Source organism: Carboxylicivirga linearis (genome assembly GCF_018271995.1).
GTDB classification, from domain to species: domain Bacteria; phylum Bacteroidota; class Bacteroidia; order Bacteroidales; family Marinilabiliaceae; genus Carboxylicivirga; species Carboxylicivirga linearis.
The window spans coordinates 1-1656 of the sequence record NZ_JAGUCO010000085.1 but is presented as its reverse complement, the minus strand read 5'-3'; the positions used below and the strand labels follow the sequence as shown (position 1 = coordinate 1656).

The 1656-nt window shown below is 46.4% G+C and carries 1 tRNA gene and 1 rRNA gene; both read left to right on the top strand.

The window, feature by feature from the left end:
- The first annotated feature begins 6 nt into the window (after positions 1 to 6).
- Positions 7 to 83 (top strand) — tRNA-Ala (locus tag KEM10_RS23675).
- Between the two features lie 237 nt (positions 84 to 320).
- Positions 321 to 1656 (top strand): 23S ribosomal RNA (locus KEM10_RS23670); the annotation flags it as partial.

Genomic DNA, 1656 nt, shown 5'->3' with positions numbered 1-1656 from the left:
AACCATGGGGGATTAGCTCAGCTGGCTAGAGCGCCTGCCTTGCACGCAGGAGGTCATCGGTTCGACTCCGATATTCTCCACCACTTAGCACTTAGTTATTAGCAACTAGAAGCTAGAAAAAAGTAAAACAAAGGTTTTACTAAAAATTAAACATAATGAAAATCAGCTAAGAGCTAGCAGCTGAAAAAAAGATACGATTGGATCTAAAGTAAATTTCAGTTCGATTCTGGAAGTATCACAAGCTGTACAATATACAGCAAAACGATCATTGACATATTGGCAACAACCAAAACCATATACACCAACTATGGTGTGTGTAAAAGAAAGTAGACAAGGGCGTACGGGGAATGCCTAGGCTCTCAGAGGCGATGAAGGACGTGATAAGCTGCGATAAGCTGCGGGGAAGTGCAAATAACTATTAATCCGCAGATTTCCGAATGGGACAACCCACTAGGTTGAAGACCTAGTACCATGCTTGCATGGGGCAAACCCGGGGAACTGAAACATCTAAGTACCCGGAGGAGAAGAAAACAATAGTGATTCCGCAAGTAGTGGCGAGCGAACGCGGATTAGCCCAAACCAGTGATGTTCAGGCATTGTTGGGGTTGTAGGACTTGCATAATCAATTAAAACAGAAGTAGAATATTTTGGAAAGAATAACCAGAGACGGTGATAGTCCGGTATACGTAATGTTTTAGGCGAGGCGAGTATCCTGAGTAGCGCGGGACACGAGAAATCCTGTGTGAATCTGGCGGGACCATCCGCTAAGGCTAAATACTCCTGAGAGACCGATAGTGAACCAGTACCGTGAGGGAAAGGTGAAAAGCACCCCGAACAGGGGAGTGAAAAAGTACCTGAAACCGTACGCCTACAAGCGGTTGGAGCAGATTTATTCTGTGACAGCGTGCCTTTTGCATAATGAGCCTACGAGTTACTTCTCACTGGCAAGGTTAAGACTTTAAGGGTCGGAGCCGAAGCGAAAGCGAGTCTGAATAGGGCGCTATAGTCAGTGGGAGTAGACGCGAAACCGTGTGATCTACCCATGATCAGGTTGAAGCTGTGGTAACACACAGTGGAGGACCGAACCAGTTGACGTTGAAAAGTCTTTGGATGAATTGTGGGTAGGGGTGAAAGGCCAATCAAACTCGGAAATAGCTCGTACTCCCCGAAATGCATTTAGGTGCAGCCTTATATTAGTTTTGCAGAGGTAGAGCTACTGATAGGACGCGAGGGTTTCACCGCCTATCAACTCCTGACAAACTCCGAATGCTGCAAAATGATTTATAGGAGTGAGGGCATGGGTGCTAAGGTCCATGTCCGAAAGGGAAAGAACCCGGACCATCAGCTAAGGTCCCCAAATGTATGTTAAGTTGACCAAACGCGGTGCTGCTGCTTAGACAGCTAGGATGTTGGCTTGGAAGCAGCCATTCATTTAAAGAGTGCGTAACAGCTCACTAGTCGAGCGGCGGTGCATGGATAATAATCGGGCATAAACATACTACCGAAGCTATGGATAGTACATTGTACTGTGGTAGGGGAGCATTCTAAACTGGGTTGAAGCTGAAGACGTGAGTCACAGTGGACTGTTTAGAAAAGCAAATGTAGGCATAAGTAACGATAAAGGGGGTGAGAAACCCCCTCGCCGAAAGACCAAGG